Source organism: Haematospirillum sp. 15-248 (genome assembly GCF_012102665.1).
In the GTDB taxonomy this organism is placed as follows: domain Bacteria; phylum Pseudomonadota; class Alphaproteobacteria; order Rhodospirillales; family Rhodospirillaceae; genus Haematospirillum.
Genome location: NZ_JAAVTF010000002.1, coordinates 212,859 through 236,571, shown reverse-complemented (window position 1 = coordinate 236,571; position 23,713 = coordinate 212,859). Strand labels below are relative to the sequence as shown.

The window sequence follows — 23,713 nt, the reverse complement described above, 5'->3', positions numbered from 1 at the left end:
CCACTCTGCTCACGTCCCGAAACACAAATCCGGAGAGTACCCCAGTGCCCCTGTACCCGTTCCTTCGTCGCCTTGCCCTTTGCCTTGCCGGCCTGATCGCCTCGGGCATTGCCTTACCAACAACCACCTGGTCCTCTTCCCAGATCGACAGGACAGAGCTGCACCGGGAAATCCGGTCCTATCTTCTTGAGCATCCAGAGGTCATTACCGAGGCCATAGACGTCCTGCGGGCACGTCAGGCAGAACAGGCAGAGACCGAACTGCGCTCCGTCCTGGAAGCCCGCCGTCCCGAACTGGTGGCTTCAACGGCCGATCCGGTTCTGGGCAACGCCAAGGGTGACGTAACAATCGTCAGCTTCTCCGATTATCAGTGCGGGTACTGCAAGCGGATGCTCAAACCCTTGATGGAGGTGCTGAAACAAGATCCGAATGTGCGGATTGTTTTCAAGGAACTTCCCGTTCTTGGCCCGATGTCCACAAATGCGGCCGAAGCCGCTTTGGCTGCACACATGCAGGGAAAATACCGGTCGTTCTATACAGCCATGATGGAGCACCGCGGCGCCTTGACCGAAGCCATCATCCGGGACACAGCGCAGAAAGCCGGGCTGGACATGAAGCGCCTTGACCGGGATATCAAGCAAAAGTCTATTGCCGGAACGCTGGAGAAGAACATTGCCCTGGCAACGGCACTGGGTATTCGCGGCACACCGGCTTTTGTCGTTGGCGACCGGATTCTACCCGGGGCCGTAGACACCAACACGCTCATGACGGCCATAAAAAGTGCCCGGGAATCATCCTGATCACGTACTTCTGATCGTACATGGCTTGCAGGCCCCGTGGACATATCCTGTATCATTGTTCTTCAGGGCACATCTTATCCCGTAACCGGCCCGGATTCGGGCCCTTGCCTGTCGGGGAGCGATGAACATACGCCATGCAAGATTCGAAATTGGCCAGATTGTCCGGCACAGGATCTTCCCGTTCCGCGGGGTGGTTTATGATGTAGACCCGATTTTCTCCAACACGGAGGAATGGTGGCTGGCCATACCCGAGGAGGTGCGCCCTCCGAAAGACCAGCCCTTCTACCATCTTCTGGCAGAAAATACCGAAGGTCCCTATCACGCATACGTTTCTGAACAAAGCCTGATCGAGGACAACAGCGGTGATCCCGTTGAACACCCGGACGTCGACAGCCACTTTGTCTGCCTGCGTGACGGACACTATGTCCCGCGCCATGGAACCCCGAATTGACTGTTTCTGCTTGACCCCGGCCCGGAACGCTCTATGGTCCGGTTCGCCAGATGGCCGGATGGTCGCCCCTTGCCACCTTTGATGATGGCTGGGGGAGGAAAGTCCGGGCTCCACGGAAAAACGGTGCCGGATAACGTCCGGCGGGGGCGACCCCAGGGACAGTGCCACAGAAAGCAGACCGCTGCGGCCTTGGCAGCAGCAAGGGTGAAAGGGTGCGGCAAGAGCGCACCGCGCCCCTGGTAACAGGGGCGGCATGGTAAACCCCACCGGGAGCAAGACCAAGTAGGGACGGCAGCCGCAACAGGCGGCAGGCACTTTTCCGGGCCGCCGTCCGGGTCGGTCGCACCAGGTGTCCGGTAACGGGCATCGCAGATGAATGACCATCCAGCGCACAAACCGTGCGTGGACAGAACCCGGCTTACAGGCCATCTGGCACATCCCCCCCGCCACTCAGGCGCATAATCCACGAAAAGAAACCATTGCGCGATAAAATGCGTCGCGACAAAACCTGTACGCTCATGAAAAAGGTCAGCGTTCATGCGGGATGCGGCCTTTTATTCCCCGGCGGTCAAATCCCGTTATCACAGGGCAGGTGTCGTTGACACCCATGTGATCCCATGACATACCATGACATACCATAATTGCTTCCCGCCCAGCACGGACTCCGGCCACCGGCTTCACTGTCGGTCAGGGCGCATCCAAAGCGGAAAGCGTTGCTTTTGACACACCTGCGGTGCTGGTCACACCGCCCAACCATGGGAAGGCCCGGGAAGCGATGTCGCTTTTCGTTTCCACGATCATCAACAAGATTGACCGGAAGGGACGGGTGTCTGTTCCGGCACTGTGGCGATCATCCCTGACAGGGCAAGGCTTTGCCGGTGTTGTCTGCTACCCGTCCTTCACGACATCCTGCCTGGATGGCATGGGCATGGATCGCCTTGAAAAGATTGCCTCCAGCCTGGATCGGCTGGATATTTTCTCACCTGAACAGGATGAAATGGCCCAGCTTGTTTTTGCGTCTGCACGCCAGCTCGCCTTCGATACCGAAGGCCGGATCATGGTCCCCGAGGATTTGCTCGAACATGCGGGGCTGTCGAGTGAGGCCGCTTTTGTCGGTCGGGGGCGTACCTTCCAGATCTGGGAACCATCTGCCCTGAAAAAGGCCGAAGCCGAAATCCGGCGCCGGGCAGCGGAACGCCGCCCGTCCCTGCACCTTGGCAGCGGGGACTGAACCATGACAACAGAAACAGCCCTGCACATTCCGGTTATGCTGACCGAAGTCCTGGATGGCTTGCAGGTACACCGTGGCGGAACATACGTTGACGGCACATTCGGTACCGGCGGTTACAGTCGCGCCATTCTGGAGGCTTCAAGCGATACATGCGTTGTTGCCATCGACCGCGATCCCGAAGCCGCACCGCGCGCAGAGGATCTGGCCTCCTGCTACCCCGGCCGTTTCCTGTTCCTGCCCGGTCGTTTTGGTGACATGGCCTCCCTGCTGCAACAAGCCGGCGTTGGCCTTGTCGATGGCATCACCCTGGATGTCGGGGTCTCGTCCATGCAGATCGATACCCCGGGACGAGGGTTCTCTTTCATGCGCGAAGGTCCCCTGGACATGCGGATGGAAAAGGCCGGTCTATCTGCTGCAGACGTAGTCAATACCTTTGAGGAAGAGGATATTGCCTCGATTCTGTATCGCCTTGGCGAAGAGCGGCAGTCGCGCCGCATCGCACGGGCCATTGTACGGGAACGCCACAACGGCCCGCTGCAGACAACCCGTCAACTGGCCGAGATTGTCCGCTCTGTCGTGCACAAGGGCAAGGATACCATAGACCCGGCAACGCGGACTTTTCAGGGATTGCGCATCTTCGTCAATGATGAAATCGGTGAACTGCGCCGCGGTCTGGAAGGAGCACAGTCCATACTGGCCCCTGGCGGACGGCTGGCTGTTGTGTCCTTTCATTCCCTGGAAGACCGCGAGGTGAAGGCCTTCCTGTCAGAACGCTCTGCCAAAAGCGCCTCACGCCTGTTGCCGGGCGAAATACCGCCCCCGCCAGCAACCTTTGTCGGGTCAGGACGCAAGGCCGTACAATGCTCGGCTGCCGAGGCACAACGAAATCCCCGGGCCCGCTCCGCAAAGCTGAGAGTGGATACCCGAACCGATAGCCCCGCACAGGATGGTGCAGCATGATCCGCGGCACCACAGCATTATGGGTTTTTCTTGTGCTGGCCGTCAGTGTCGGCATGTTTCTGATGAAATTCCAAGTCCAGAACCTGGAAGACCGGCTGGCCGGACTCAACCGGGATATCCACAAGACACACAACGAAATTCGCGTTCTGTCTGCTGAATGGGCTTATCTGAACGATCCGGCCCGTATTGCGGACCTTGCGTCGCGCCTGCTGGGCCTTGGTATCCTGGATGGACAGGCCATGGCACAGATTGCCGACCTGCCGCTGCAACAGCCTGAAAACCCTGCACATCAGGGAACCTTCTCCCCGACACTGGCCAACCATTCCAGTCCGGAGATGGTGCCATCGCATACATCGCGATCCCGGGTTCCCTCCAGAACAGGGAAGCCATAGCATGATGGCCCGCCTGTTCCCACGTCGTCGGAAGGTCGCACCGTTTCTCTACCCAGGGGAAGAGCTGCTTCCATCCGCAGGCATTGACCGGAAAGGAACCCATGTGGTTCTGGACGGAGAGATCAAACAAGCCCTGGAAACCGGGCGCGTCCGCATGCTGGTCACAGCCAGCCTGTTTACCTTGGCTTTCTGCGGGATCAGTGTCCGGCTGTTCGACGTCATGGTCCTGGGGGCTGTTGACCACCAAGTCTCGTACAAGGCCAAGGCCGTCGCGAAAACCGAGGTTATTACACACACACGTGCAGACATTGTGGACCGGAACGGGCTTCTTCTTGCCACAAACCTGCCAACCGTCAACCTGTATGCCGACAGCCAGAAACTGATCAACCCTGCCGAGGCCGCAGACAAACTGGTCGCCGTTCTGCCTCACCTGAACCGACACGATGTGTTCAACCGCCTGACATCCGGTCGGCGCTTTGTCTATCTTGACAGGAACCTGACGCCACGCCAGCAGCAAAGCGTCAATTCCGAAGGCATCCCCGGGCTCTTCTTCGAGAATGCCGAGCGGCGCGCCTATTTGCAGGGTTCGTTGTTCAGCCACGTCCTTGGCGCCACAGACCCCGACAACAACGGCATTGCCGGAACCGAACTAACCTTCAACGAAGCCCTGCGCCAGAACCCCTCCATCCCGCTGCGCCTGACCGTGGATGCCAGGGTCCAGCATGCCGTCCGCCACACTCTGTTGCGCAACATGGAAAAGTTCAGCGCCACAGCGGCAAGTGCAGTGATCATGGACGTACGCAGCGGAGAAATCGTGTCGCTGGTTTCACTGCCTGATTATCAGCCGGAAAACTTCGGAGCCTCTGATGCCAATGCCCGCTTCAACCGGGTCACGTTAGGCGTTTATGAAATGGGCTCCATCTTCAAGCTGTTCAATACTGCCATGGCCCTGGAATCCGGTCAGATCCGCCTGCAGGACAGTTACGACACGATCAATCCGCTGAAAGTGGCACGCTTTACCATACGCGATGTACACCGCGAGAACCGTCGGCTGAATGTCGCCGAAATTCTGACCCGCTCGTCCAATATCGGTTCGGCCCGGATGGCCATGCAGCTGGGAACCGAATTCCAGAAGAAATTTCTTGGCAGGTTGGGCATTCTTGATGCAGCCCGTATCGAACTTCCTGAAACGGGCCACCCGCTGTATCCCCAGCCATGGCGGGACATCAATACCATGACCATATCGTTTGGCCACGGCATTGCGGTCACGCCGATCAGCATGATCAGGGGGCTGGCTCCCTTGGTCAATGGCGGCTACATGGTTCAGCCAACCCTGCTGCCACGCGATGCCGGCGATCCGGAACCGCAGAAAGTCCTGCGCACGGAAACCTCTCTGGCCCTGCGCAAACTGATGCGGACCGTCATTACGGATGGCACGGCCCGCAAGGCCGAAGTTCCCGGCTATATGGTCGGTGGCAAGGGAGGAACAGCCGAAAAGATCTCTGCATCCGGTGGATACAACCGCAAAAACAACATGAACAGCTTTGCCGGTGCCTTTCCCATGGATGATCCACGCTATGCGCTGGTTGTCACACTGGACGAGCCAAAAGGACTGAAGTCCACATGGGGCTTTGCAACATCGGGATGGAATGTTGTTCCAACAGCCGGCGAGATCATTGCTGAAATTGGCCCCATTCTTGGTATACAGCCCCATGTCAATGGCCAACCGATTGAGGTCAGGGCCATGAAAACTGCCCAGGCACGGGTGGCCAGGACAGCGGTTGTGGAAGAGGAAGGTATTGATGTTGCTCGGTGACCTGGCAGAAAAAGCCGGCATACAGAAACCGGATGAAGGGGCTTGCCGGACAGACATCCTTGGCATTACGGCCGACTCGCGGCTTGTAAAAGGCGGTTTCCTGTTTGCTGCCATGCCCGGAACCCGGTCCAACGGGCAGGATTTTATTGCCGATGCCCTTCAACGGGGGGCCGTAGCCATTCTTGCCGCACACGGCACCACCACACCTCGTGAAGCATCCTGCATTCCTGTTCTTGGAACCGACAACCCCCGGCGCGACTTGGCCCGGCTGGCCTCTGCCTTCTATGCACGCCAGCCCGAAACAACAACCGCTGTCACCGGAACCAACGGAAAGACATCAACGGCTGTCTTTTTCCGCCAGATCATGACCCTTCTGGGCAGAAGGGCCGCCAGCCTGGGCACGCTGGGGCTGACCGGTCCCGACTTTGACTGCACAGAAGGCATGACCACCCCGGACCCGGTCAGCCTGCATCGCCTTCTGGCCATGGCGGCGGATCGGTCCTGCTCTTTCCTGTGCCTGGAAGCGTCCAGCCATGGGCTGGACCAGTTCCGCCTGGATGCCGTGCGACTCAAGGCCGCCGCCTTTACCAACCTGTCCCGCGATCATCTGGACTATCACGGATCGATGGAAGCCTATCGGGCCGCAAAGACACGCTTGTTTACAGATGTGCTGGAACCGGGTGGCCTTGCTGTCCTGAATGCAGACAGTCCGGACTATGGCATCCTGGATGCCGCAACCCGTAAAGCCGGGCGCCGTGTCTGGAGTTATGGCAGAAACGGGCATGAAATCCGCTTGCTTGAAAACCGGGCCAGTCCACGCGGACAAGCCCTGTCGCTGGATGTCCTGGGTAACAGGATGGATGTTGACCTGCCCCTGACCGGGCATTTCCAGGCGATGAATAGTCTTGCTGCCCTTGGGCTGGCCTTGGCCTGCGATCGCTCCATCACACCGGCCGCAGCTGTGGCCACACTCCCTCGCCTGACCGGGGTGCCGGGACGACTGGAATATGTAGGCAGCTGTGCCGATACAGCCACTGTGTATGTGGACTACGCCCACACACCGGATTCCCTGGAACAGGCCATACTGGCCCTGAGGCCCCATACACAAGGGAGATTGATCGTTCTATTTGGTTGCGGTGGCGACCGCGATCCCGGCAAACGCTCCCTGATGGGCGAGATCGTCCATCGCCTGGCCGATGGCGTCATTCTGACAGATGACAACCCACGCACCGAAGACCCGGCTGCCATCCGGGCTGCCGCACGAACCGGGTGCCCGGACGCTGTTGAAATCGGTGATCGCGGCGAAGCAATCCGCACAGGCATTGCCATGCTGCGTGCGGGCGACGTGCTGCTGCTGGCAGGCAAGGGACATGAAAGTGGGCAGACCATCGGCATAACCACACTTCCTTTTGATGACCGCCACGTTGCCCGGGAAGCCCTGGAAGCCCGCATGCTACAGGAGATGGCGCCATGACCCTATGGAGATCATCGGACATTGCCAAGGCCACCGACGGCAAGAGCAGCGGAGCTTTTCCGGTCACCGGCCTGTCGATTGACAGCCGGACAACAGCACCCGGTGATCTGTTCATCGCCCTGAAAGGCCCCAACTCTGATGGACATGACTGGGTAAAGCAGGCTCTTGAATCCGGTGCGGTCGGCGCCTTGGTCCATAAGGCGGTACCAGACGTCAATCCAGAACAGCTGATTATGGTCTCCGATACCTTTACGGCCCTGCATGCCTTGGGACGAGAAGCGCGGAACCGTTTTGGTGGCCGCGTGGTTGGTGTCACCGGCAGTGTCGGCAAAACATCAACCAAAGACATGCTGGCGCACATCCTGGGCAATTTCGGTCCCACGCATGCCGCCTTCGGGAGCTTCAACAACCACTGGGGTGTTCCGGTTACCTTGGCACGGATACCTGCCGATGCACGCTACAGCGTCGTCGAGATGGGGATGAACCATGCCGGAGAACTCCGCGCCCTGACAGCCCTCGCCCGGCCCGACATTGCCGTGATCACATGGGTTTCGGATGCACATCTGGAATTCTTCCGTGACGTCTCTGAAATTGCTGATGCCAAGGCCGAAATTCTGGAAGGCGTACAGACTGGTGGCACAGCCATCCTGCCCCGCGACAATCCATTCTACGAACGCCTGGAAGCACGGGCACGGGATCTGAATCTGAACATCCTGACCTTCGGACAACACGGCGAGGCTGACGTGCGGCTTCTGGATCTGGTGATCGGGGCAGAGCAGACCGAGGTCTCTGTACGGCTTGACCGGGAAGGACTGAATTATACCATCGGAGCACCAGGTGCACACTGGGCCCGCAACAGCCTGGCCGCTCTTGCCGTTGTCCATGCACTGGGGCTTGACACGACACAGGCCGCCCGCACACTGGCAACGCTGGTCCCCTCACAGGGACGGGGCCAGACCCGGATCATCCCCCTGCCCGATAGGCGTGGATGTATCACGCTGATCGATGAAAGCTACAACGCCAATCCGGCATCGGTCCGCGCCGCCCTTGAAGCTCTTGCCGTTGCAAAACCCGGACCGGGCGGACGACGTATTGCCGCACTGGGGGACATGCGCGAACTGGGACCAACCGGTCCAGAACGGCACGCAGCCCTGGCAAAGGAAATTGTGGCACTGGGGATAGAGCAGGTGTATACCGCTGGACCCTTGATGATGAACCTGCATGAAGCCCTTCCCCCCGCGATCAAGGCTGCCCACGCCGTTGACAGTGCCACACTGGCGTCGTTGCTTGCACCGGCCCTGAAAAATGGCGACGTTCTGATGGTCAAGGGATCATTCAGTACCCGGATGGGGCATCTTGTCTCCTTCCTGGAAGCCATGACCGACAGCGTAAGCGAGGCGACCTGACCGGAAGCCCCCGCCCGTTTCCTCTTGCTACCCAAGGATCACAAGAAGACCACACGATGCTCTATTATCTATCCCAGCTGTCCGGCGATCTCAGCATCCTCAACCTGTTCCGGTATCTTACCTTCCGGGCCGGGGGTGCTGTGCTGACAGCCCTGCTGGTGGCCTTTGTCTTCGGGCCGGCTATCATTCGCTGGCTGAAGCACAAACAGAAGCAAGGGCAACCGATCAGGGAGCTGGGACCGGAAAGTCATCTGCTGACCAAAAAAGGGACACCGACCATGGGCGGGATGATGATCCTGCTGGGATGCACGGTCTCTACCCTGCTGTGGGCAGACTTGGCCAACTCCTATGTCTGGGCTGTTCTGCTGGTCACCATCGGCTATGGCCTGGTTGGCATGATCGATGACCTTCTGAAAGTCACCAAGCGGAATACAAAGGGCGTTCCGGGCAAGATAAAACTAGTCGCACAGTGTGCTGTCGGCGGGGTGGCCACATGGTGGATCATGTCGATCACAGATCCATCCATTGCATCGGCGCTGACCATTCCGTTTTTCAAGAACGTCCTGATCCAGATGGGTTGGTTCTATCTTCCTTTCGGCATGGTTGTCATTGTCGGCTCCTCAAATGCCGTTAACCTGACCGACGGGCTGGATGGGCTGGCAACGGTCCCGGTCATGATAGCCGCCGGCGTCTTTGCGCTGATCGCCTATTTCGTGGGATCAAACCTGTACGCAACCTATCTGGGGATCCAGCACATTCCGGGATCGGGCGAACTGTCGGTCTTTCTGGCCGCCCTTATCGGTGCATGCTTGGGATTCCTGTGGTTCAATGCACCGCCCGCAATGGTTTTCATGGGTGATACCGGGTCCCTGGCCCTTGGTGGCGCACTTGGCAGCGTGGCCGTTGTGACCCGCCATGAGATTGTCCTCGCCCTGGTGGGGGGGCTGTTTGTGCTGGAAACCGTCTCTGTCATTGTCCAGGTTGTCAGCTTCAAGCTGACAGGGAAGCGGGTCTTCCGGATGGCTCCCCTGCACCATCACTTCGAGAAAAAAGGCTGGGCCGAGCCAACCATCGTGGTCCGGTTCTGGATTATTGCCACTATTCTGGCCATTCTGGGCCTGTCTACCCTCAAACTGAGATAAGGAAGCCGGCGAATGCACCCAGCGCTGCATTACCTGAAAAGTCGCGTCGCCATCCTGGGACTGGGCAAGTCCGGGCTGTCAGCGGCGCGTGCTCTACAGGCTGTCGGAGCAACGGTGCTGGCGTGGGATGACAACCCCGAATCCCGCAACAAGGCCGCACGCATGGGGATTTCCATTGCCGAGCCATCAGAGAAAAACTGGGTTGGCCTGAAATCCGTTATCTGGAGTCCGGGTATCCCGAGTACCCTGCCCTCTCCCCACCCGACAGCACTGCTGGCACGCCGGATGGGTATTCCCCTGGTATGCGACGTTGATCTTTTGTGCGAGGCACGGACAGACGCCTTTGTCATTGCCATCACCGGCACAAACGGAAAATCCACAACCACGGCCCTGATTGGTCATATCCTGGAACAGGCCGGGCTTCCCGTTGCTGTTGGTGGCAACATCGGGGTTCCAGCCATGGACCTGCCAGAGATGGACTGGCGGGGAACCTACGTCCTGGAACTGTCAAGCTATCAGTTGGAGCTGATGCCTCACCTGAAGGCAAACGTGGCCGTATGGCTGAATATCAGCCCTGATCATCTGGATCGCCATGGCAACATGGATGGTTACGTCCGCGCCAAGACAAGGGTCTTTGCCGATCAGCCTGCCCATGCCACCAGCATTATCGGCGTTGATGATCCCGACAGCGCCCGTATGTACGAAACAGTATCACGGCACGCCCTGCACAAGGTCATTCCCGTACGCACAGGACGGGCAGTCGCCAGCGGTATCTTTGTTGCCGACGGCATCCTGTTCGATGCCAGTGAAGGCACGCCCGTTGAAATCTGTGACCTGCGTCCGCTGAAGCGCCTGCCGGGGATCCACAACGGACAGAATATTGCCTGCGCTTTTGCCGCAGCCAGGGCACGGGGTGTTGCCGTCCCCGTTATCATAGAAGCGCTACGCACCTTCCCCGGCCTTCCACACAGGCTGGAACTGGTCGAGGACATAGAGGGCGTACCCTTCATCAATGACAGCAAGGCAACCAATGCCGAAGCCACAGCCCGCGCCCTGGCCTGCTACGACCGGGTCCTGTGGATCGCCGGCGGGCAGGCAAAAAAAGGCGGCATCCAGGCCCTGCGCCCGCTGTTTCCACGCATTCGCCATGCCTTTCTGATTGGAGAGGCGCAAGACCTGTTTGCACAGGAGCTGGGGCAGGATGTGCCTTGGACCAAGTGCTCTGACCTGCAGAACGCGGTTGAACGTGCAGACGAAATTGCCGACCACGGCGATGTGGTCCTGCTCTCCCCGGCCTGCGCATCCTTTGACCAGTTCCGGAACTTCGAGCACCGGGGCGAAGTCTTCCGCCGGATTGTTCAGGAACTGGCCGAAGAAGAGTCCGAGGACGTACCCGAAGGAGAAGAGGCAACATGACCCTTCTTCAGTTCACCCGTACCGACACATCGATTATCGGCCGTTGGTGGTGGACCGTGGACAGGGTTTTGTTAACGGTTACACTGCTGCTGGTCATCATCGGGGCTATCCTGCTGATGGCAGCCGGACCCGCTGCTGCGGGGCGCATCCATGCCGAGCCATTCCACTTTGTCCGGCGCCAGTTTGTCTTTCTTCCCTTGGCTGTGGGCCTTATGTTTGCGGTGTCGCTGCTTTCGCCACGCTGGATCCGTCGTGTGGCCTTGGCGGGCTTCCTGGCATCGGTGACCCTGATGATTGTGGCACCATTCAGCGGGGTGGAAATCAAGGGCGCAACACGCTGGATCCATCTGGGTGGCCTGTCGATCCAGCCGTCCGAGTTTCTCAAGCCAACCTTTGCCATCGTTGCCGGGTGGATGTTTGCCGAAGGCCGAACGTCCGAAGCGTTTCCCGGGTTCCGGATTGCCAGTGCCCTGTTTCTTGTTGTTGTCGGCCTGCTGCTGATCCAGCCTGATTTCGGGCAAGCGATGGTTGTCACCGCCATGTGGAGCACACAGTTCTTCCTGGCCGGGCTGTCCTTGTTCTGGGTTTTCCTGCTGGTTGCGGTCAGTCTTGGCGGGGCGGCAGGGGCCTATTTGATCTTCCCGCACGTGCAAAGCCGCGTTGACCGGTTCCTGAATCCGGACGGCGGGGATACCTACCAGATCGAGAAAGCGCTTCAGGCATTTCGCAACGGCGGTATTTTTGGCCGTGGCCCCGGAGAAGGACGGGTCAAGGAGCAGCTTCCGGATTCCCATACAGACTTTATCTTTGCTGTTGCCGGGGAAGAATTCGGGGTTCTGTTGTGCCTGCTGATCGTGGGGCTGTTCGCGGTTCTTGTCCTGCGGGCCATGAGCCGAACCCTGCAGGGCAACAGCCTCTTTGTCCTGATTTCTGTTGGTGGACTGGCCGTTCAGTTCGGTCTTCAGGCCATTATCAACATGGCTTCCAGCCTGCATATGATGCCGACAAAAGGGATGACCATGCCTTTTGTGTCCTACGGGGGGTCATCCATGCTGGGACTGGCACTGGGGATGGGCATGATCCTGGCCCTGACCCGGCGCCATCTTGTGCTTGGCCCGGGGGGGACGCTGCCATGAATGGACAGGTGACTCCCCGTGGATGCATTGTGCTTGCGGCCGGGGGAACAGGCGGACACGTGTTCCCGGCCGAGGCGCTGGCCACAGAACTGTCAAAGCGGGGTTGGTCCCTGAGCTTGATCACCGACCAACGCGGACGCGCCTATGGGGGAACTCTGGGGCAGGTCGAAACATTTGGGGTGTCATCGGCGCAGGTTCTGGGACAAAGCCCCCTGGCCCGCATCGCCGCCCTTGCGGCGCTGCTGCGTGGAACCTGGCAAGCCCGGCGCATCCTGCAGCAAATACGCCCCAAGGCCGTTGTCGGGTTTGGCGGCTATGCATCAGTTCCGGCCATAGCTGCAGGCATACAGCTGGGTATCCCGGTTCTGATCCACGAGCAGAATGCCGTTCTGGGGCGTGCCAACCGCCTTTTTGCAAAACGGGTTCAGGCTGTTGCCACTGTTTATGACGCGATCCGCTTCCTGCCGCCACAGGTTCCGGCGATCCGTGTTGGTATGCCGGTCCGGAGTGGCATACAGGATATTGCAGGAACCCCTTACATACCACCGGGCCCCGATGGCCCCGTTGAACTTCTGGTCTTGGGCGGCAGCCAGGGCGCCCGTATCCTGACCGACGTCGTTCCCGCAGCCCTTGCCGCCTTGCCCGACGCCATACGCACACGCATTACCGTCAGCCATCAGGCAAGACCGGAAGATCTGGAGCGTGCCCGTCATGACTATGACCGTGCCGGAGTCCCCGCAACGGTCAACGCCTTCTTCGACGATGTACCCGAACGTCTGGCACGTGCGCACCTGCTGATCGCACGCGCCGGGGCATCAACCGTTGCCGAGGTAACCGTCGCCGGCCGGCCTTCTGTTCTGATCCCCTATGGCGCGGCAGCCGATGATCACCAAACGGCAAATGCACGGGCTGTAGAAGTCGCCGGTGGCGCGACTGTCATACCTCAGGATTCCTTTATACCCTCGACCCTGACCCATACCCTTGTGCATCTTCTGTCCGCCCCCGAGCATCTGGCTGCCATGGCACGGCACGCCGGCGCGTGGTCCATACCGGATGCGGCTGTCCGCTTGGGCGATGCGGTCGAGAACCTTGCCTGTACCCCGGAGACTGCCTGACCATGCGTGCGATTCCCCTTGATATTGGCCCCCTTCACTTCACCGGCATCGGCGGCATCGGTATGTCCGGTATTGCCGAGATCATGCATAACTTGGGATACGCCGTTCAGGGATCGGATGTTGCCGAGAATGCAAACGTCCAAAGACTGCGGGCGATGAATATCCCGATTTCCATCGGTCATGATGCCGCAAATCTGGGGAACGCAAAGGTTGTTGTCGTCTCTTCGGCGATCCAGGCTGCCAATCCGGAAGTCGAAGCCGCACGCACACGCCATCTTCCAATCGTACGCCGCGCTGAAATGCTGGCCGAACTGATGCGCCTGAAGTGGGCCATTGCTGTCGGCGGCACGCACGGCAAGACCACAACCACCAGCCTGATTGCCGCTTTGCTGGATACAGCCGCCATGGATCCAACCGTGATCAACGGCGGTATTATCAATGTCTGGGGCACGAATGCCCGCTTGGGCACGGGTGACTGGATGGTTGTAGAGGCTGATGAATCTGATGGCACCTTTACCAAGCTGCCAGCCACGATTTGCGTGGTGACCAACATCGACCCCGAGCATATGGACCACTATGGCCGTTTCGAACGGCTTCAGGACGCGTTCCACACCTTTGTCACCAACATCCCGTTCTATGGCTTTGCCGCCCTGTGCATTGATCACCCGGAAGTGCAGACCCTGATCGCCCGGGTGGCAGACCGGCGCATTGTCACCTATGGCTTCAGCCCGCAGGCAGAGATACAGGGGATCAACGTTGAGGGCGGTGTCAACGGGGCCCGCTTCGATGCCGTGGTGCGAAATGGTGATCCGCACACATCCCGTACGATCGAGAATATCCGCCTTCCCATGTTCGGGGATCACAATGTGCAAAATGCCCTGGCAACTGTTGCCGTCGGAGTGCGCATGGGGCTGACGGATGACGTCATCCGCCGGGCCTTGGCTGCATTTGGTGGTGTCAAACGCCGGTTTACGCGTACAGGCGAAAGTGACGGGGTCACCGTCATCGATGACTACGGCCACCATCCGGTGGAAATTTCTGCCGTCCTGAAAGCTGCCCGCCAGGCAACACGTGGACGCGTGATTGCTGTGGTGCAGCCGCATCGTTATTCACGTCTGAGAGACTTGTTCGAAGGATTCTGCACCTGTTTCAACGAAGCGGAGGAAGTCATTGTCGCCGACGTCTATGCGGCCGGAGAAGCACCCATCGAAGGCTTTGACCGCATGGCTCTGGTCAACGGCCTGCGCGATCATGGACACCGCAGCGTCCATGCCCTTGAGGGACCAGAACATCTGGCATCGCTGGTCAAGTCCCTGACCGCACCGGGTGATCTTGTTGTATGCCTTGGGGCCGGCAATATCACAGCATGGGCACAGACCCTGCCCCGTGAACTTGATGCCCTGTCAACCTCGGCCGGGAAAGTAACAGCCTGATGCCGGAAAGCACCCGAACCATGACACGAACAGCCGGAGCCCATCTGCTGGAGCGCCTGCGCCCCCTGATGGACGGGGTTCGCGGACAGCTTCGTGCCGATTACGATCTGTCACGGGTTACATGGTTCCAGGTCGGTGGCTTGGCTGATATTGTTTTCAAGCCCGAGGATGATACGGATCTGGCGCATTTCCTGTCCGTGCTGCCAGATGACGTGCCCGTAACCGTTATCGGTGTCGGCTCCAACCTTCTTGTACGGGACGGCGGCATTCCGGGGGTCACCATCCGGTTGGGACGGGGATTTTCTGCTGTCGTATCCAGCGAGGGGCACATCCTGAAGGCTGGCGCGGCAGCCTTGGATGTTCATGTTGCCCGCTTTGCGGCCGCACAGGGTTTGTCCGGTCTGGAATTCCTGAGCGGCATCCCCGGAACTCTTGGCGGTGCCCTGCGCATGAATGCCGGGGCCTATGGGTGCGAAATGGCCGATATCCTGCTGTCCGCCACCGCCATCGACCGCAGCGGGCGCTCTCATACCCTTGACCGGGAGGCTATGGGACTGTCCTATCGCCACTGCGCAGTTCCGGATAGCTGGATCTTTACCCATGCCACCCTCCGGGGAACACCGGGCTCCAGCCACGCCATCCAGTCACGGATGGACGAGATCGCCCAGTCCCGCGAAGACACACAGCCAGTCCGGACCCGAACCGGCGGCTCCACATTTGCGAACCCGGACGGCCACAAGGCGTGGGAGCTGATTGATCGCGCCGGATGCCGTGGCTTGCGCCATGGCGGGGCGCAGGTCTCGGAGAAACACTGCAATTTCCTGATCAATACCGGCAGTGCCACGGCACGTGACCTCGAAGAACTGGGGGAAATTGTCCGGCATAAGGTCTGGACCAGGTTCGGGGTGGAACTGCGTTGGGAAATTCGTCGTATCGGGGTCGAAAAACGAACGCCTGCCGGAGACAGATCATGAACCTGGACTTCACCAGCACAACAGCCACGCAACCTGCCAATGCCGCAGCTGTCGAAGAAGTTGCACGGCTGCGCGCAAACCGGCGCCACAGGAAGGTCACTGTCCTGATGGGAGGATTCTCCGCAGAGCGGGAGGTTTCTCTCAGCTCAGGAGCTGCCGCTGTCAGGGCCCTGGAAAGTGTTGGTTATGCCGTGCAGGCGGTGGATGTCTCACGCAATGTCGGGGCCTTGCTGCATCATCTGGAACAAACCAGTCCGGATGTTGTGTTCAATGCCCTGCATGGACGTTACGGAGAGGATGGCTGCATCCAGGGCATGCTGAATGTTCTTGGCGTCCCCTACACCCACTCGGGTCTGATGGCCAGTGCCCTGGCCATGGACAAACCGATGGCAAAGAAACTGTGTGCCAGTGCCGGCATCGCCGTTGCACGGGAAAAGATTGTCACGCGGGAGGACTTGATCGCGGGTGACCCCATTCCGGTTCCCTATGTTGTCAAACCACACAACGAAGGCTCATCGGTCGGTGTCGCAATCATCACCGACACCAAAAGTCCCCGGCCTTTTGCCACCCACTGGCCTTATGGCGAACGCGTCATGGCAGAAGAGTTCATCCCCGGGCGTGAACTGACAACAGCCATCATGGGGCACCATGCCTTGGGGGTTACAGAAATCACAACCAGCCACAGTTTCTATGACTACGATGCCAAGTACGCGGCGGGTGGATCCGCGCATACCCTGCCTGCCGACCTGCCTGCCGATATATATGCCGAGGTGCAGCGGCTGGCTGTCGTGGCCCATCATGTCCTGGGATGCCGGGGCGTATCGCGCGCAGATTTCAGGTATGATGGAAAACGGCTGGTGATTCTGGAGGTCAATACCCAACCCGGTATGACACCCACATCACTGGTGCCAGAGCAGGCTGCCCTGTCCGGGATTTCGTTTCCCGACCTTTGCACCTGGATGGTGGAGAATGCGCAATGCGACACATGACCATGGCCGTTCCCTTTCTGGTCTCCCTACCCGGTACCCGGGCCCGGAAATGGCTGGCAGCAGGTACGATGACCACGGCCTTGGTCATGGCAGCCTGGATGTCTGGTGCCATCGCATGGACGCAGAACATGTTGCGCGATGTAACGCTGGACGGCCTGATGGATATAAGCGCAGACGCCGGCATAAAGCTGCGCCAGATTACCGTAACCGGACGGGGGCGCACAGACCCGGATGATCTGCTCGGTGCCGTGGACCTGCCACGGGGTGCGCCGCTTCTGGAGCTGGATCCGGCAACCGTCCGGACACGGCTTGAACAGTTGCCATGGGTCCGGCTGGCGACTGTTGAACGGCACCTGCCCGATGAACTCCACATCACGTTGGTGGAAAAAACACCCATTGCCCTGTGGCAGAACGGAAGTGATTTCCGAATGGTCGATGCGGACGGCAGCGTCATCGGTCCCATGTTGCCGGAATACAGCCACCTGCCCTTGATCGCGGGTCGGGGTGCGCCCGATGCTGTCAGCGACCTGTTAACCCTGTTATCCGCAGAACCCGATATCATGCAACGTGTCCGGGCCGCTGTCCGGGTTGGATCCCGGCGCTGGGATTTGTGGATTGATGCTGTCGGCGAGGGAGGCACAGAAGTCAAGCTGCCTGAATTTAATACCGGCACGGCCCTGTCGCGACTGGCCGCCATGGACCGTGAGCAGAAACTTCTGGAGCGTGGGCTGGAAATGATCGACCTGCGTGTTGTGGACCGTATGATCGTGCGTGCCGCACCGACCACGCAGACACGCAGCACACCTCCGGGCAAGGGGCGTACCCAGCCCCCTGCACTGCCTGCAACCGGTCCGGCACGGAATGCCTGACGTTACTGAAACAAAAAACAAATACATAACAGAGTGCACGGAGACTACAGTATATAATGGCAAGAAACCGCCAACGTAATGATCCTGTTACTGCTCTTGACGTGGGCACGACAAAAGTTGCCTGCTTTGTTGCAACAGCGGATGAAAATGGTGACCTGCGGGTACTGGGCGTGGGGCATCATCGGTCACGCGGTATGCGCAACGGACAGGTTGCGGATATGGCCCAGCTGGAAGAATCTGTCCGCGCTGCGGTTGATGCAGCTGAACAAACAGCCGGCGTCCGCGTTGGGGATGTTTGCATCAATGTCACTGGCGGAGGCCTGCACTGCCGTAACGTGGATGCAGAGGTCTCTGTTGCCGGTCACGCCATCCGCGACAACGATGTGCGCCGCATCCTGGAACAGGGACACCAGTTCCTTTTGGCCGAAGGTGGCGACCGGGAGCTGATCCACTGCATCCCGACGGGTTACACCATTGACGGGACCGACGGCATTGTTGATCCACGCGGCATGTATGGCGATCGCCTGGGCGTGCGCATTCACATGGTTGCTGCGGGTGGCGGTGCCCTGCGTAACCTGGCCAATGTCATTGATCGTTGTCATCTGCGCATTGAAAGCCGCACGGCAAGTGCCCATGCCTCTGCTGTGGCCTGCACCGTGGATGACGAAAAAGAAATGGGCGTAACCGTCATCGACATGGGCGGCGGGACAACAAGCATCTCTGTATTTCTGGATGGACACCCTGTCTTTGCCGATGTCGTACCGGTTGGCGGGCATCATGTCACCAATGACATCGCTCGTGGCCTGTCAACACCAGCCGGAATGGCAGAGCGCCTGAAAACCGTCTGGGGCACAGTTCACAGCGCACCGGCCGATGCGCGGGAACTGCTGAAGGTTCCGCAAGTCGGCGAGGACGAAGATGCAGGTGCGCAGGAAATTCCGCGCTCCGAACTTGTCCGTATCATCAGACCCCGTATCGAGGAAACATTTGAGCTGGTCCGCGCACGGCTGTCCACGGCAGGAATGCTGCATGCCGCAGGCCGGCGTGTCGTGCTGACAGGTGGCGCAAGCCAGTTGCAGGGACTGCGTGAAATGGCCGAGCTGGTGCTTGACAAACAGGTGCGACTTGGACGGCCGCGACGGATCCGTGGGGTCCCCGAGAACGCTCTTGGTCCCGCATTTTCTACCTGCGCAGGACTGCTGCGTTACGCCATACGCGACCAGGCATTCCGGACCGCACCCGCCGATGCCGACATGGCCGGATTGGTGGAAAGAAATGCGCGCCCCAGTCGCGGGATTGGTCGTGTCTTTGGATGGCTGAAAGAAAATCTTTAGGAAAAAGCGCCGGGCCTCTTCCAACGTGGCTCAGGATTATGTACCAAGGAATGTCAAGATACGTAAAACAGAAACCTGACATAATGTAGCGGGATCAAGAACGGTATCAGTACCGCATCCGCACTTTCGTCAAAGGCACTGAACAGAAGCAGAAGCGATCAAGCCCGGAGGCCCACGATATGATAAACCTCACTGTTCCACAACAGGGTGAGCCCCTGCTCAAACCCCACATCACAGTTGTTGGTGTTGGTGGTGCTGGTGGTAACGCGGTCAACAACATGATTGCAGACAATTTGCAAGGTGTTGACTTTGTCGTTTCCAATACGGACGCACAGGCCCTGACCATGGCGCGGACCAACCGCCGCATTCAGTTGGGGGCAACCACCACCCAGGGACTGGGGGCCGGTGCACGTCCGGAAGTCGGGCGGGCGGCCGCCGAAGAGACAGTCGAGCAAATCGCTGCAGAAATCCAGGGATCGAACATGGTGTTCATCACCGCCGGTATGGGCGGTGGAACCGGAACCGGTGCTGCACCCGTCATTGCCAGGGTAGCCCGCGAGATGGGCATTCTGACCGTTGGTGTCGTAACCAAGCCGTTCCAGTTCGAAGGCGCCAACCGCATGCGTCTTGCCGAAAGCGGTATCGAAGATCTGTCCCAGTACGTTGACACCCTGATCATCATTCCGAACCAGAACCTGTTCCGGGTTGCCAACGAAAAAACCACCTTTGCCGATGCCTTCAAGATGGCGGACAACGTCCTTCACCAAGGCGTACGCTCCATCACCGACCTGATGATCCTGCCCGGCCTGATCAACCTTGACTTTGCCGACGTACGCACCGTCATGAGCGACATGGGGCGTGCCATGATGGGAACCGGCGAAGCCACAGGGGAACGGCGCGCACTGGACGCCGCCGAGGCCGCCATTGCCAATCCCCTGCTGGAAGATACCTGCATGAAGGGGGCACGGGGTGTTCTGATCAACATCACAACCGGCATGGACGTGACCCTGTTCGAGGTCGATGAAGCAGCAAACCGCATCCGTGATGAAGTGGAAGGTGAAGCGCATATCATCTTCGGCTCGTGCTTTGACCCAAGCATGGAAGGCACCATGCGCGTCTCCGTTGTTGCGACAGGCATCAACAGCGAGGCCGCCTGCCTGCCCCAGACCACGCCGATGCGCCCGGCAGTCCAGCAACAACCGCAGCCCCAGACGGTTCAGGTTGTACAGCCTCCCCGTGTTCCGGAACCTGCGACTGTTCATGCCCCACCTGCCTTTGCTGCACCGGCTCATGCCAACCCTGCCGCGGCTCAATCACCAATACCGGTCCCGGTGCAGGCGACGCAGACAACAGCACAGCCTTCATATCAGGCCATGCCCGCACAGGTTTCTGTCAGCGCAACAGCCCAGATGCCACCCAGAAGAGAGGCCGACAGCTTTATTCCTGCGCAGTCTGCAAGCCATGACCCCTTGGCCTATCAGATGCCGCAGCAGCATGGCTATGCCTCCGGCGCTACGGCTCATGCCCAAGCTACGGCAGTAGCTCCGGCTGCGGCAGTGGAACCCGTTCTGTATGCCGAAGAGCGTACAGCCCCGGCCAGCGCACCACGCAACAACCTGTTTGCCCGGCTCAGCCGCTTGGCACACCGGGATGAAATGGCCCCGACCGAAGCCCATGTCGAGGCTCACCCGGCGGCGGTTGCCCCTGCAGCAGCGCAGGCTATGCCGGTAACCCGGCGCGAGGAGGATGAGCTGGAAATTCCGGCGTTCCTGCGCCGCCAGGCCAACTAGTGGCTTTTGTGCTGGATTGCTTCACCCACAAAAGGTCCGGTGCATGATACCGTTTGCCTGATGTGGCAGAAACGTGCCAACCTGACAGGGAGAGCTTCGGCTCTCCCCTTTTTTTTCATATATTTACAATGCGTTATGGAGTATCAGATTGCACGCTTGAGAAGAATAATATGCCCCTTGCAATCAGGGCATATCGCCCAGTATGAAACATTTCGCAACAATCATTGATTTGCTCTGTTGTCTCCGGGTTGCTAAGCCTTTACCGGTTGAAAAGTTTGATGGCCCGCCGCTATAGGCCGGGTATGTTTTGTAGTGTTGTTCAGATTGTGCCCTGTGGATTGGATTGTACCAAATGATGTTTGATGGTCTGGCTGATGCATCTGTTGCCTCCCATGCGGTTGACACCAAGCGGGTGTCCCGTCGTGCCGGAGGACAAAGGACCGTCTCGTCATCATCCTTGTTGCGGCAGAGAACACTCAAAAGCACCATATCCTGCACAGGTATCGGGCTGCACAGCGGCATCAAGACCCGCATAACGCTGGCACCTGCTGCCCCGGACACAGGCATTGTTTTCCGCCGCACGGATATCGCGGGCAGCGCGGCCATAATCCCTGCGAACAGCGATCATGTCCGGGATTCCCGCCTGTGCACAGTTATCGGTGACAATACAGGCAATACCGTGGCAACGATTGAACATCTGATGGCCGCACTGGTCGCCATGCAGGTAGACAACGTGGAAATCCAGATCAATGGCCCGGAAGTACCGGCCATGGATGGCAGCGCCGCACCTTTTGTCTTCCTGACAGAATGTGCCGGGATCGTGGAGCAGGATGCCCCTCGCCGGGCCATACGGGTTCTCAAGCCCGTAAACGTCAGCGCACATGGGGCCGAAGCATCCCTGCACCCAGGGCGAGGCTTCAGCATAGACTTTACTGTTGATTTCCCTGCAGCTGCCATCGGTCGTCAGTCCTGTTCGCTGGACGTAACCAAAACGTCTTTCAAGGCTGCCCTGTCGCGCGCCCGTACGTTCTGCCTGATCGAAGATCTGCCGAAAATGCGTGATATGGGGCTTGCACTGGGGGGGTCCCTGGACAACGCCGTTGTGGTCAACGGTGCCGATGTCCTGAATGACGGCGGTCTGCGTTACGGCAACGAGTTCGCCCGTCACAAGGCCCTGGATGCCATAGGCGACCTAGCTCTTGCCGGACGGCCCTTGCTTGGTCATTACAGCGGCCTGAAGTCCAGCCATGCACTGAACACTGGCTTGGTCAAAGCTCTTCTGGCGGATCCTTCAGCATGGGAAGAGATTACCATGACAGAAGAAGACCTTACGCCCAACCGCGCCCCACTCTTCGCCGCCTCGGCCTGATATCATCTTTACGGTTGTTACCTGTGAAAAAAAACACGGCTCTTCTGGGACCGTGTTTTTTTTGTGCTGGCGCCCACGGTCAAGTTCTTCCAGAATTCCAGGCAGGCCAAAAGCCAAGGAAACCAGAAAAGACCATGCCGAGGATTATTCCAGTACTGTGCGTCCTTGCCGTACTTCTTCTTGTCCCGGTCTGGACAGAACAACAGGTGCGTGCCGCAGCTCCGGTATCACTGAACGGGATCTGGAAAGCCAGCAACCGGCCCGATGTCCTGTGGGTGGAGGCACCCTATTACACGATCTATCAGATGACCGGCCCCACGACCCTGATCCGCAAGCGGGGCATGGTTGATGACTTGCGCCGCGATGCTTCCGTTATTTCACGGCAGGGCGCCGATGAACTGATGATCACCAAGGGGGGTGATCTGGTTCCCGTACGTTACCAGCTGGCTGACGATGATACCGTGCGCCGTATCAAGGAGCGATCGGTGATGGAGCCAGCACGGGGGACAACCCTGACCCCTGATCTCAATACCATGGTCTTTCTGATGCTCTTGGCCAACGCCAACCGTTCCGAGGAAAGCCCCAACCTGAAAGAACAGGCAGCAGCCATTCTGGAAAACCTGCCCACAGCCAGCATACATGGCTCGGAACTCTTTACCCGCCTGTGCACAGCCTTGATTGAAAGCGGCGACGACCTGGGCACCATGGTCCGCCCTGACGGAGCACTCTGCGAGGCTGCCCCGGCATCGGCGGGCACCATGCTGAGCCTGTGGAAACAAGCGGGGGGTGCATCCGGCGATACAAGCGATGCAACCAGTCTGGAAGCCTTGCGCGGGGCGTTTATTGCCCATATGAACCGCACCATGCTGGGCGGGAAAGCCGTATTCAGTGCCCGGGGACGCATTGTCCGGGGAAAACTGGACGATGGATCGGCCTGGCTTGGGGTTCTCGACCTGGAAGGTTTGTCCGAGGAATCAGGGGCCGTCACAAACACGCAGGCCCTGATCAACGCCTTGAGCGAAGCCCTTGATGACCTGAAAACAGCACCAAGGCTGGTCCTGGACCTGCGCTTCTCCACCGGCGGCGGCCTGGCGACGGGACTGGAACTGGCCAGCCGCTTCACAGATGCCACGCGCGTTGCGTTTCTGGTTGCCCCGGCAAGTCCGCAGGCCGGTCTGACCGATGCAGAGGAAATTTACGTAACACCCAGCCTGCGCAGCAGCTGGTCCGCGCCCGTCGCAGTCCTGATCAGCGACCTGACAGCAGGAGCCGCTGAAGCCGCTGTTCTGGCCATGAATGATGTTCCCGGGATTATCCTCGTCGGGGACAATACACGTGGCGAGCTGGCCGAATCCCATGACTGGGTTCTTCCCAACAACTGGCGCGGCACCCTCAGCGCAACCCGCTTCCTGGCCAGCGACGGCACAGCCTATCAAAGGACCGGCATTCCCCCTGCCGTCAGAACATCGCCGGGCAGCGCCGATACCTTCCTTGATGACTTGGTAGCCGATATCAACCTGGCGATAACACAAATCCCGGCCCTGCCCCGCTAAACAAACGGGTTGGTTGCGAACGTCGTGTTTCTTCGTCATGGCACAGAGTATCTCTTGCCCCGC

Annotated in this window: 20 protein-coding genes and 1 other RNA gene; all 21 read left to right on the top strand. The window is 59.3% G+C overall.

What is annotated here, in order from left to right:
- Nucleotides 1–44 precede the first annotated feature (44 nt).
- The 21 genes from HEQ72_RS04060 to HEQ72_RS03960 all read left to right on the top strand — a co-directional run bounded on the left by HEQ72_RS04060 (nt 45) and on the right by HEQ72_RS03960 (nt 23,650).
- On the top strand, nt 45–800 hold the full coding sequence (locus tag HEQ72_RS04060) for a DsbA family protein (RefSeq protein ID WP_168022634.1): 756 nt from the start codon (nt 45–47) through the stop codon (nt 798–800).
- Nucleotides 801–921: 121 nt separating this feature from the next.
- On the top strand, nt 922–1,251 hold the full coding sequence (gene hspQ, locus HEQ72_RS04055) for a heat shock protein HspQ (RefSeq protein ID WP_066134807.1): 330 nt from the start codon (nt 922–924) through the stop codon (nt 1,249–1,251).
- Between the two features lie 46 nt (nt 1,252–1,297).
- Nucleotides 1,298–1,688: RNase P RNA component class A (gene rnpB / locus HEQ72_RS04050), an RNA gene on the top strand.
- A gap of 338 nt (nt 1,689–2,026) precedes the next feature.
- Complete coding sequence (gene mraZ, locus HEQ72_RS04045; RefSeq protein WP_168019685.1) at nt 2,027–2,482, top strand: division/cell wall cluster transcriptional repressor MraZ; 456 nt, start codon at nt 2,027–2,029, stop codon at nt 2,480–2,482.
- Nucleotides 2,483–2,485: 3 nt separating this feature from the next.
- Nucleotides 2,486–3,442: a 16S rRNA (cytosine(1402)-N(4))-methyltransferase RsmH gene (rsmH, locus tag HEQ72_RS04040; protein WP_168022633.1), complete on the top strand. Its 957-nt coding sequence runs from the start codon at nt 2,486–2,488 to the stop codon at nt 3,440–3,442.
- Nucleotides 3,439–3,834, top strand: a complete 396-nt coding sequence (locus tag HEQ72_RS04035) for a hypothetical protein (protein WP_168019688.1) — start codon at nt 3,439–3,441, stop codon at nt 3,832–3,834. Before rsmH ends, HEQ72_RS04035 begins: the two co-directional genes overlap by 4 nt.
- Nucleotide 3,835: 1 nt before the next feature.
- Nucleotides 3,836–5,650, top strand: a complete 1,815-nt coding sequence (locus tag HEQ72_RS04030) for a peptidoglycan D,D-transpeptidase FtsI family protein (RefSeq protein WP_245184116.1) — start codon at nt 3,836–3,838, stop codon at nt 5,648–5,650.
- The gene (locus HEQ72_RS04025) at nt 5,637–7,124 is read left to right on the top strand and encodes a UDP-N-acetylmuramoyl-L-alanyl-D-glutamate--2,6-diaminopimelate ligase (RefSeq protein WP_168022632.1); all 1,488 of its coding nucleotides are present in this window, start codon (nt 5,637–5,639) and stop codon (nt 7,122–7,124) included. Before HEQ72_RS04030 ends, HEQ72_RS04025 begins: the two co-directional genes overlap by 14 nt.
- Complete coding sequence (locus HEQ72_RS04020) at nt 7,121–8,530, top strand: UDP-N-acetylmuramoyl-tripeptide--D-alanyl-D-alanine ligase (RefSeq protein WP_168022631.1); 1,410 nt, start codon at nt 7,121–7,123, stop codon at nt 8,528–8,530. The genes HEQ72_RS04025 and HEQ72_RS04020 overlap by 4 nt, the downstream gene beginning before the upstream one ends.
- A 56-nt stretch (nt 8,531–8,586) precedes the next feature.
- Nucleotides 8,587–9,672: a phospho-N-acetylmuramoyl-pentapeptide-transferase gene (gene mraY / locus HEQ72_RS04015; RefSeq protein ID WP_066134785.1), complete on the top strand. Its 1,086-nt coding sequence runs from the start codon at nt 8,587–8,589 to the stop codon at nt 9,670–9,672.
- A 12-nt stretch (nt 9,673–9,684) separates the two neighbouring features.
- Complete coding sequence (gene murD / locus HEQ72_RS04010; protein ID WP_168022630.1) at nt 9,685–11,088, top strand: UDP-N-acetylmuramoyl-L-alanine--D-glutamate ligase; 1,404 nt, start codon at nt 9,685–9,687, stop codon at nt 11,086–11,088.
- Nucleotides 11,085–12,224: an FtsW/RodA/SpoVE family cell cycle protein gene (locus HEQ72_RS04005; RefSeq protein ID WP_168019696.1), complete on the top strand. Its 1,140-nt coding sequence runs from the start codon at nt 11,085–11,087 to the stop codon at nt 12,222–12,224. The genes murD and HEQ72_RS04005 overlap by 4 nt, the downstream gene beginning before the upstream one ends.
- Nucleotides 12,221–13,339 (top strand): undecaprenyldiphospho-muramoylpentapeptide beta-N-acetylglucosaminyltransferase, encoded by a 1,119-nt coding sequence (gene murG / locus HEQ72_RS04000; protein ID WP_168019698.1) that lies wholly within the window; start codon nt 12,221–12,223, stop codon nt 13,337–13,339. Before HEQ72_RS04005 ends, murG begins: the two co-directional genes overlap by 4 nt.
- A 2-nt stretch (nt 13,340–13,341) precedes the next feature.
- Nucleotides 13,342–14,772, top strand: a complete 1,431-nt coding sequence (murC, locus tag HEQ72_RS03995; RefSeq protein WP_168019700.1) for a UDP-N-acetylmuramate--L-alanine ligase — start codon at nt 13,342–13,344, stop codon at nt 14,770–14,772.
- Nucleotides 14,773–14,792: 20 nt separating this feature from the next.
- Nucleotides 14,793–15,746: a UDP-N-acetylmuramate dehydrogenase gene (murB, locus tag HEQ72_RS03990; protein WP_168022683.1), complete on the top strand. Its 954-nt coding sequence runs from the start codon at nt 14,793–14,795 to the stop codon at nt 15,744–15,746.
- Nucleotides 15,743–16,735 carry a D-alanine--D-alanine ligase gene (locus tag HEQ72_RS03985; protein ID WP_168022629.1) on the top strand — a complete coding sequence of 331 codons (993 nt, stop codon included), beginning with the start codon at nt 15,743–15,745 and terminating at the stop codon, nt 16,733–16,735. Before murB ends, HEQ72_RS03985 begins: the two co-directional genes overlap by 4 nt.
- Nucleotides 16,723–17,604, top strand: a complete 882-nt coding sequence (locus tag HEQ72_RS03980) for a cell division protein FtsQ/DivIB (RefSeq protein ID WP_168022628.1) — start codon at nt 16,723–16,725, stop codon at nt 17,602–17,604. The genes HEQ72_RS03985 and HEQ72_RS03980 overlap by 13 nt, the downstream gene beginning before the upstream one ends.
- 56 nt (nt 17,605–17,660) lie before the next feature.
- On the top strand, nt 17,661–18,938 hold the full coding sequence (ftsA, locus tag HEQ72_RS03975) for a cell division protein FtsA (RefSeq protein WP_168019707.1): 1,278 nt from the start codon (nt 17,661–17,663) through the stop codon (nt 18,936–18,938).
- Nucleotides 18,939–19,117: 179 nt separating this feature from the next.
- Nucleotides 19,118–20,728 carry a cell division protein FtsZ gene (gene ftsZ / locus HEQ72_RS03970; RefSeq protein ID WP_168022627.1) on the top strand — a complete coding sequence of 537 codons (1,611 nt, stop codon included), beginning with the start codon at nt 19,118–19,120 and terminating at the stop codon, nt 20,726–20,728.
- A gap of 352 nt (nt 20,729–21,080) precedes the next feature.
- Nucleotides 21,081–22,097 (top strand): UDP-3-O-acyl-N-acetylglucosamine deacetylase, encoded by a 1,017-nt coding sequence (gene lpxC, locus HEQ72_RS03965; protein ID WP_245184114.1) that lies wholly within the window; start codon nt 21,081–21,083, stop codon nt 22,095–22,097.
- A gap of 134 nt (nt 22,098–22,231) precedes the next feature.
- A complete protein-coding gene (locus tag HEQ72_RS03960) occupies nt 22,232–23,650 on the top strand; it encodes a S41 family peptidase (RefSeq protein ID WP_168022626.1) in 1,419 nt (472 codons plus the stop codon).
- Nucleotides 23,651–23,713 lie beyond the last annotated feature (63 nt).

Coding starts and splice junctions, on each gene's coding strand:
- lpxC (WP_245184114.1), top strand. CDS start 21,081: ATGATGTTTGATGGTCTGGCTGATGCATCTGTTGCCTCCCATGCGGTT.
- ftsZ (WP_168022627.1), top strand. CDS start 19,118: ATGATAAACCTCACTGTTCCACAACAGGGTGAGCCCCTGCTCAAACCC.
- HEQ72_RS03985 (WP_168022629.1), top strand. CDS start 15,743: ATGAACCTGGACTTCACCAGCACAACAGCCACGCAACCTGCCAATGCC.
- mraY (WP_066134785.1), top strand. CDS start 8,587: ATGCTCTATTATCTATCCCAGCTGTCCGGCGATCTCAGCATCCTCAAC.
- hspQ (WP_066134807.1), top strand. CDS start 922: ATGAACATACGCCATGCAAGATTCGAAATTGGCCAGATTGTCCGGCAC.
- HEQ72_RS04020 (WP_168022631.1), top strand. CDS start 7,121: ATGACCCTATGGAGATCATCGGACATTGCCAAGGCCACCGACGGCAAG.
- HEQ72_RS04025 (WP_168022632.1), top strand. CDS start 5,637: ATGTTGCTCGGTGACCTGGCAGAAAAAGCCGGCATACAGAAACCGGAT.
- murD (WP_168022630.1), top strand. CDS start 9,685: ATGCACCCAGCGCTGCATTACCTGAAAAGTCGCGTCGCCATCCTGGGA.
- murB (WP_168022683.1), top strand. CDS start 14,793: ATGACACGAACAGCCGGAGCCCATCTGCTGGAGCGCCTGCGCCCCCTG.
- ftsA (WP_168019707.1), top strand. CDS start 17,661: ATGGCAAGAAACCGCCAACGTAATGATCCTGTTACTGCTCTTGACGTG.
- rsmH (WP_168022633.1), top strand. CDS start 2,486: ATGACAACAGAAACAGCCCTGCACATTCCGGTTATGCTGACCGAAGTC.
- HEQ72_RS04035 (WP_168019688.1), top strand. CDS start 3,439: ATGATCCGCGGCACCACAGCATTATGGGTTTTTCTTGTGCTGGCCGTC.
- HEQ72_RS03960 (WP_168022626.1), top strand. CDS start 22,232: ATGCCGAGGATTATTCCAGTACTGTGCGTCCTTGCCGTACTTCTTCTT.
- mraZ (WP_168019685.1), top strand. CDS start 2,027: ATGTCGCTTTTCGTTTCCACGATCATCAACAAGATTGACCGGAAGGGA.
- HEQ72_RS04005 (WP_168019696.1), top strand. CDS start 11,085: ATGACCCTTCTTCAGTTCACCCGTACCGACACATCGATTATCGGCCGT.
- murG (WP_168019698.1), top strand. CDS start 12,221: ATGAATGGACAGGTGACTCCCCGTGGATGCATTGTGCTTGCGGCCGGG.
- HEQ72_RS03980 (WP_168022628.1), top strand. CDS start 16,723: ATGCGACACATGACCATGGCCGTTCCCTTTCTGGTCTCCCTACCCGGT.
- HEQ72_RS04030 (WP_245184116.1), top strand. CDS start 3,836: ATGATGGCCCGCCTGTTCCCACGTCGTCGGAAGGTCGCACCGTTTCTC.
- murC (WP_168019700.1), top strand. CDS start 13,342: ATGCGTGCGATTCCCCTTGATATTGGCCCCCTTCACTTCACCGGCATC.